This is a genomic window from Moorella mulderi DSM 14980 (assembly GCF_001594015.1).
Taxonomy (GTDB): domain Bacteria; phylum Bacillota; class DSM-521; order Neomoorellales; family Neomoorellaceae; genus Neomoorella; species Neomoorella mulderi.
This window is the reverse complement of sequence record NZ_LTBC01000028.1, coordinates 1-6,823: the sequence shown is the minus strand read 5'-3', so window position 1 is coordinate 6,823 and position 6,823 is coordinate 1. Positions and strand designations below refer to the sequence as shown.

Sequence of the window (6,823 nt, the reverse complement as noted above, 5' to 3'; positions counted from 1 at the left end):
TTTCTTTACAAAGGCGGTAAACCTTCTTTTTGTTGATAATCAGTCCATACTTGTGTTTTAAGATAATCGTCATCTTGACATAGCCATAGGCGAAGCCTTCGCCCTCAATTAGCTCCTTTAGCCATGCCTTTATTTGTTCATCACTAACCGGTTCTTGTTGCCTGTTGTAGGAATAACCCTTGATAGGACGGCCACCACCATATCTCCTTTTTCCTTGAGATCCATTTACTTGCTATCTCTACTTTATCTGTAAGTGTGGGTTGGTTTTTTTTAGCAGGTCTTTTAAGATCTCTATCTCTAATTCTTTTTCCCCTAATAATTTCTTTAGTTTTTCGTTTTCAGTTATTGTTTCTTTTAGCTCTTTTAGGTGGGAATTAATACCCTGGCTTCCTTTTGAGGTTTTGCTGCTATTTCCTGTAAAGGCCGCTTCCCCATAGCGGCGATAATTCCTCGTCCACCGGTTAACCATGCTGGAAGATAGACCATATCTTCTGGCTACTACTGCACAGTTTCCGGTTTCGAGGCATTCTTGGACGATCTTTAATTTTTGTTCTACTGGATATTTCTTCCGTTCCATTATGGCTGCCCCCTTCTTTTAATCTAGCAGACTTAAGACTTTTTGTCCAAAGTAGTTAGGGGGCTAAATAGATAGGAGCTTCTGGAATTCCCGGCACGGCTAAAGTTCTGGTTGAGGCGTTTGCCCGTGAGGGGGATGTAGTGGTCAGGGAAGCTATTGTGGGTTCGCTTCTCTCATGTGACACGGAAGAAGTAGTGCAGGAGGTTGCGCCTCTTTTGAAAAGCGAAGATGCGTCCCAGCGGAGCATGGCTTTCGATGTGCTTGCCTACAAGGCGGATGAGAAGGCTTTAGGTATTTTTGAGGCCCTTCTTCACGATGCTGACCGTGATGTGAGGGTAATGACGGTCCATGCTTTAGGCCGGAGCAGTTGTCCAGGGGTCTTATGTCTTCTGCGGAAAGTAGCGGTGGAAGACCAGGATATAAACGTAGTGGGAGCTGCAGTTGAATACATAGGTGAGATAGGGAACCTGGGGGACGTGGAACTAGTGCAGCAGTGCAAGCAAAGGTTTGATCACCCGTATCTTGATTTTGTAGTCGAGAGGGCCTTGACCCGCCTTGGGGAGAGCCCGGTAAAATTGCCAGCTAAGGGTTTTAAAGGAGAAGAGCGATGACCAAGGCAGACTTTGAACGCTTGCGGGAGTATATATATCGAGAGTCGGGCATCTACTTTGAAGACAATAAAGTTTACTATGTTGAGAAGCGCGTCGAGCAGCAAATGGAGAAGTACGGGTTCAAGGATTTTACAGCTTACCTGGGAGCCCTGAGGTTTGACAGCACGGGCAAGATGCGCCAGGAACTGCTGAACAGTTTAACCATTAACGAAACTTACTTTTTCCGCGAGTACGAGCAGTTAAAGTGCCTGGCGGAAGAAGTCGTTCCTCTCTGGTGCCAGAACGGTGCAGGACGCAGCGGGGTCAAGATATGGTGCGCGGGATGTGCATCCGGTGAAGAAGCTTATACCCTGGCTATCGTAATGCAGGAGATGGCTCCGGACATACTTTGGGAGATATACGCCACCGATATAGATACGGAGGTTTTAGATAAAGCCGAAAAAGGCATTTATAATCACTATGCTATCCGCCAGGTGCCTGAAGTCTATCTCAAGCGATACTTTAGCCCTTTGGGTGATAATTACACTATTTCTTCTTTGTTTAAGCAAAAGGTGAAGTTTTGCCAGTTAAACCTTGTAGACGATGCGGGAATGCGAAAGATGAAGGGCTTTCACGCCATATTCTGCCGCAATGTCCTGATATATTTTGACGACCTTTCTCGCCGCCGGGTGGCCCTGCACTTTTACCAAGCCCTGGAGCCCGGAGGGTACGTATTCTTAGGTCATTCGGAGTCTATGAGCCGGATAACCACCCTATTTAAGCCGGTACGGTTTAAAAATGCTATTATTTACCAGAAGTAAAGGGGGTAGAATAAAGGCTCATGGCACGTGTGCTTATTGTGGATGATTCGAGTGCAGTGCGAGCGTATCATGCCAGCATTCTCGTGAAGGATGGACATCAAGTTGACTTTGCGGACAACGGGTACGAGGGCCTGGAGAAGTTTTGTGCGGCTGATTATGATGTGGTGCTGGTAGATGTTAATATGCCCAGGATGCACGGGTACGACATGGTGCGAGCGATACGAAGAAATGAGCGGAGCCAAAAAGTGGGAATTGTCGTAGTTTCGACGGAAGCGGATTCTAAGGATATGGTTGAAGGTTACAAAGCCGGAGCCGATCTTTACATGGTTAAACCGGTCAAGCCAGAAGAACTTAAACGGGTATGTATTATGTTCAGCCGTACGAAGGGCGAGGGCAATGATACGGGCGAGGGAGCGTAATATGGAGAAAGGATCCAAAACTTTAAGGATCACGGCCCATGAACTTGAGAGCCGTGATTTGTGGCCTTTGCTGCGAGAGATGGAGGAGAAAGGGTGGCTTGAACGTTTAAATCTTCTCGATTGCGGGGAAGGATACAGCCTGGAAATTGAAGTCAGGGCTGAACAAGACATAGAGCATTCCGAGCGACTAGTAAAAGATTACTTAGAGGGTAAAACGATTTTAGGCAATAGTCCCCGTACAGCCCGTGATGTAGGGAGGGAGATAGTAGAGACCCAGACGGTCAGGGTAGAACAGGGTAAAATTGACAAGCTTCTAGCTCTAGCGGGTGAGCTTATAGTTAGCACCAACGTGCTCACTCACTTAGTAAGACGTCTAGAAGATCTGGGTTTACCGGTTGAAATGGTAAGGGAGTTCAAAGAATACCAGTCGTCACTTAACCGGACAAGCTGGGGGATACAAGATGTAATTATGGAAATGCGGCTCATGCCAGTTGGTTTTGTATTTGAGCGTTTTCGCCGGGTAGTACGAGAACTGGGGCAGGAGCTAGGGAAAAAGGTACAGTTTAAAGTACTCGGCGATGAAGTTACAATAGACCGCAACGTTGCCGCTATTATATACGAACCTCTTCTCCATCTAGTCCGCAATGCTCTTGATCACGGTTTAGAAGGGCCGGAGGAAAGAATACGGTCAGGAAAGCCAGAAGAAGGAGAACTTCTTTTGCAAGCGGAACGCAAGGGGGAGCACGTGGTTATTGCTGTAAAAGATGACGGTATGGGGATTGACGCTGGAGTTGTTAAGAGTAAAGCTGTCAGCCGTGGGCTAATAACGCAAGAGCAGGCAGAGAGGATGGGCTTTAACGAGGCGTTAGAACTTATATTTGCACCTGGTTTTAGCACAAAGGATGAGGCCAGCGCGGTATCCGGCCGGGGTGTAGGTATGGACGTAGTCCGGGAAACGGTCGAACGGTTAGGCGGGAAGGTAATGGTGCGCAGCGAGTTGGGGGTTGGGACAGAGGTAGCCCTGGAACTTCCTATCTCGATGAGCATAACAAAGGTTGTACTCTTGGACTGCGGCGGTCTGTACGGAATCCCGGTAGGGGAGGTCAAAGAGATAGTAAAGGTGGAAGCGTCCAGGCTGCACTCTTTAAAAGAGAGTGAAGTAGTGGTCTTGAGGGAAACCATATACCCCGTGGTCCGGCTTTCCCGTGTGCTTGACTCTAGGGCAGTGGGGGTAGAAGGCAATGAACTTACGCTGATAGTCCTGTTGGCTGGTGTTGCAATAGCCGTGCCAAAAGTTTTAGGCGAACAAGATGTAGTGTTGAAGAACCTCCCGTCCCAGCTTTCTCATTTGAACCTGTTTACTGGTGCGGCAATACTGGGGAATGGGGACATTGCTTTGATTTTAGATACTAGTATCTTTGGAAGGATGGTGTAAACTTTAATGGCTATTGACTTGATGCGTGAGTTTTTAAACGAAGCCCACGAGCAATTGGATATGTTAGAGCAACTGTTTTTAAAGTTAGAAGAGAAAGATGCTAGAACTATTGATGCGATCTTTAGGATTGCCCACACTCTCAAAGGTTCGGCAGCTTGTGTAGGACTTAAAGATGTAGCAGGTTTCTCCCATAAGATGGAAACTTTGCTTGACAGTATCCGGAAAGGAGAAGTAGTGATAAGTGAAAGCGTTTGCAACCTTTTGCTACAATCGGGAGATGTTTTAAGGGCGTTAATACATGGAGTTGAGGAAGGGCTGGAGAATTATGTCCCTCCGGAATACAACACGATAATGAACGAACTTGAACACGCCTCTGAAAGAACTTTTATCTCTAAAGAAGATAACAACGATGCCTGTATGAAATTATTCGTGCGGATTGGGCTTGACCGGGCTTCAGAAATGCGTGCCGCTAGAGCGTTTGTAATACTGAAACGGTTGGAAGACATAGGCAGATTGAAGTTTTCACGGCCTTCGGAGAACGAATTGCTCAACGGACAGGTAGTTCCCGATGCCATGATAGCAGTTGTAGAAGGCGACATCGAGGATGAGGCTCTCTATGAGTGTATAACGGGATATCCGGACGTAACGGACGTCGAAGTTAGGTATATGGTGGAAGTCCGGGAATCCAATTGGGTGAAATATATGGAATATGGACGTGTATTAGAATCAAAGGGGAAACGCATAGTCCTCGACTTCATACCTAGTACGCTGAAAATTGATGGTGGTACGTTAAGTTTTCTTGGTGAAGCCTTACGACACGGGTGGCTATTGCATTCAAACGACGACCTTACTTTTAGAGTGTTAAACCGGATAACATTAAAGCAAGTGGTTTAAGGAGGCTTTTTCGTGGAGAGAATAATATGTTTGACCTATATAGGGCCCGGCGGGCGGGTTCAACTACCACGAAAAGTTTTGGATAAGCTTAAATGGAAAGAGGAGGACTACATTAAGATAGAGGTTAAAGGACAGGATAAAGTGGAATTAAGAAAATTAAGTAGTTCCCCCTGAAAAAGTCCACTTTTTGCATCGCTTAAGGGGAAATGTTATTGTAAGTTTAATCAAAGTAGTAGAATGGACCAAAATTTCATAACCCAGGTTATAGCGGTACTTCAGATACATCATACTTTATCTAATGTTAGTATGTTCTGCAGAGTGTCATAGGAAAAATCCAGCAAATCCTGTTGACAAACATCACCAAAATGCGGTAATATATTGCCATGTAGTGTCAAATTGTATAATTATAACCAGTACCGCTAAAGGCAAACCCGTCGAAAGGCGGGGACGCAAAGCCGTTGGGTCTACAGCCGTTAGGCCATGACTGCCAGGTTGCCGGTATTCACTGTTTTCAAGCCCCCCCGTCAACCGAGGTGGGTTGTTTTTATGATAGCTAGCAAAAACTTTATAGTCTGTTTAACAGCCTGCATGCTGATACAGGCTCAGACGAGAATACGAGTGATTCTTGCCTGAGCCTTGTTTTATGTAAACTAAAAAGCTCTTATGGCGCTAACAACGCCACCACGAAGGATGAAAATGGTATTTTAGAAGGAAAGGGGGGATGATCAAGGAATATGCCAGTTTTGGGTTCCACCGAGGCGCCGCGCGTTCGGGCCAACGCGAGTATCGAAGAAGCTATGAAAAGGATGAGCGAACGGGAAAGCTTAGTGCTGCAGGTAATCAATGGGACAGGAGAACCGGTAGGATGGCTGGACGGCCTGGACTTCTTGCGAGTCTTTATGAAGGAACCCGGCATGGCGGCGGTCAGGAAAAAGAGCATGAGGGAGCTTGTGCAGGTTATTGTCGAAGATGACTATCAGTTTGTACTATGAGCCTGAGAGGCTAATATTTCTGAGATTGATTACTATTTAGTTAAAGGATGTGATAGACAATGAAAGTACGAACCCGTTTAATGATTATATTGACAATAGCTGTTATTGTAACCCTAAGTGTCTGGTATATAGATATGTTGAACTTGGCCAAACTTAACAAGGCTACGGCAACGATAGATGAGGTATTTCTTCCCAGTGTAGAAAACATTCTCAATGCTGACAGGGACTTATATCAGGTATATGTAGCTGAGCTTGAGCTATTTGACGCGGTTCCTGGAAGTCCAGAATGGGATCGTTACACAAAGGAGATAAAGGATAATTTTCAGCAGGTAGTTGACCGAGTAAATGGTTATGCAGAATTGGCAACTACTCAAGAACAGCGTAACATTGTTGCCCAACACGTGGCTGCCCGGGACAAATGGAAGGTTGAACTAGACAAGTATATAAGGTTGTTGGAACAGGGAACACCGGAAGCAAGGCAACAGGCTAGGTTGATACGCGAACAAGTGGCTCCCCTTTTTGAAAGTACAAGAGAGCCACTAAATACCCTTACAGACGCTTCTCTTGAAATGTCAGAAAAGACCAAGAATGAGGCAAGAGATATTTACTCTAATGCACGGAAGGTTTCTCTGATTGTAATTGCTACAGGAATGATTATTCTACTGCTTTTGATCATCATACTGTTGCGGAGCATCACCATACCCTTAAATCTGGCTGTTGACCACCTGGGGCTCATAGCCAGCGGCGACTTCACCCGGCCAGTTTCCGATAATCTCCTCCGCATGAAGGACGAGATAGGGAAAGTGGCCCGGGCCATCGACCGCCTGCAGGCCAACCTCAGACCACTGCTTTCGGGCCTTAGAGACGACGCTAAAACCCTGGCCGGCAACTCGGAAGCTTTAAGCGCGTCTTCGGAAGAGATCGCCTCCTCTTCCGGCGAAGTGGCCAAGGCCATCCAACAGGTGGCAGCGGGGGCAGGGGAACAATCGAACCACCTGCAGGAGATACTCGGCCTCATCGAGAACATAACCTCAAGCCTGGAGAAAGTCTATACCGAACTCGGGCAAGTTAAAGCCAACAGCGAAGAGACCTCCA

General features: G+C 46.5%; 9 protein-coding genes and 1 riboswitch. Of the genes, 7 read left to right on the top strand and 2 right to left on the bottom strand.

Annotation, left to right across the window (positions count from 1 at the left end):
* Positions 1-133: helix-turn-helix domain-containing protein (locus tag MOMUL_RS17970; RefSeq protein WP_489671602.1), on the bottom strand; the 133-nt coding region annotated here is incomplete at its 3' end.
* Positions 134-238: 105 nt separating this feature from the next.
* Complete coding sequence (locus tag MOMUL_RS14865) at positions 239-577, bottom strand: helix-turn-helix domain-containing protein (RefSeq protein WP_062286143.1); 339 nt, start codon at positions 575-577, stop codon at positions 239-241.
* 140 nt (positions 578-717) lie between these two features.
* On the opposite strand from MOMUL_RS14865, the gene MOMUL_RS14860 reads away from it, so the two are divergent.
* From MOMUL_RS14860 to MOMUL_RS16790, 7 genes are all read left to right on the top strand, one after another.
* Complete coding sequence (locus MOMUL_RS14860) at positions 718-1,188, top strand: HEAT repeat domain-containing protein (protein ID WP_062286163.1); 471 nt, start codon at positions 718-720, stop codon at positions 1,186-1,188.
* Positions 1,185-1,988: a CheR family methyltransferase gene (locus tag MOMUL_RS14855; RefSeq protein WP_062286161.1), complete on the top strand. Its 804-nt coding sequence runs from the start codon at positions 1,185-1,187 to the stop codon at positions 1,986-1,988. The genes MOMUL_RS14860 and MOMUL_RS14855 overlap by 4 nt, the downstream gene beginning before the upstream one ends.
* Before the next feature lie 20 nt (positions 1,989-2,008).
* The gene (locus MOMUL_RS14850) at positions 2,009-2,407 is read left to right on the top strand and encodes a response regulator (RefSeq protein WP_062286159.1); all 399 of its coding nucleotides are present in this window, start codon (positions 2,009-2,011) and stop codon (positions 2,405-2,407) included.
* Position 2,408: 1 nt separating this feature from the next.
* Entirely contained in the window at positions 2,409-3,842 is a 1,434-nt protein-coding gene (locus tag MOMUL_RS14845; protein WP_062286157.1) for a chemotaxis protein CheA, read from the top strand.
* Positions 3,843-3,848: 6 nt separating this feature from the next.
* The gene (locus MOMUL_RS14840) at positions 3,849-4,736 is read left to right on the top strand and encodes an Hpt domain-containing protein (RefSeq protein ID WP_062286155.1); all 888 of its coding nucleotides are present in this window, start codon (positions 3,849-3,851) and stop codon (positions 4,734-4,736) included.
* 414 nt (positions 4,737-5,150) lie between these two features.
* A riboswitch (cyclic di-GMP riboswitch) is annotated at positions 5,151-5,236 on the top strand.
* 234 nt (positions 5,237-5,470) lie between these two features.
* Complete coding sequence (locus MOMUL_RS14835) at positions 5,471-5,728, top strand: CBS domain-containing protein (RefSeq protein ID WP_062286153.1); 258 nt, start codon at positions 5,471-5,473, stop codon at positions 5,726-5,728.
* A 59-nt stretch (positions 5,729-5,787) separates the two neighbouring features.
* On the top strand, positions 5,788-6,823 hold a 1,036-nt coding region (locus MOMUL_RS16790; RefSeq protein WP_161485039.1), incomplete at its 3' end, for an MCP four helix bundle domain-containing protein.